Origin of the sequence: Neisseria oralis (genome assembly GCF_045062685.1) — a bacterium.
In the GTDB taxonomy this organism is placed as follows: Bacteria; Pseudomonadota; Gammaproteobacteria; order Burkholderiales; family Neisseriaceae; genus Neisseria; species Neisseria oralis.
The window spans coordinates 1-272 of sequence record NZ_JBJGEB010000058.1; the positions used below are offsets into that span (position 1 = coordinate 1).

Below are 272 nucleotides of genomic sequence, written 5' to 3' on the forward strand. Positions count from 1 at the left end.
GCTTCGCAACGCTCGCTTCTGCATGCGCCGTGCCACCGAACGCGGTATTGCCTGAAATGCCGACACATCCAAACCGGGGGCCGCGAGGCCCTTCGGCAAACCCATTACCTGAGCAAGTCCGCGCCGCTCGTGAAGCAGCCGGGCTTTCGCAAACTGCTGCCGCCGCGCTCATCCACTGCACCCTGCGCGGGTGGCAGGAATGGGAGGCCGGAAACCGCAAGATGCACCCGGCGTTTTGGGAATTGTTCCGCATCAAAAGCACCTCATAACCC

1 protein-coding gene is annotated in these 272 nt (G+C 62.9%); it reads left to right on the forward strand.

The genetic code is table 11. The features are described 5' to 3' along the window. A partial coding sequence (locus tag ACI43T_RS12070; protein ID WP_405387357.1) for a helix-turn-helix domain-containing protein occupies window positions 1–269 on the forward strand: 269 nt, incomplete at its 5' end. Between the last annotated feature and the right edge of the window lie 3 nt (window positions 270–272).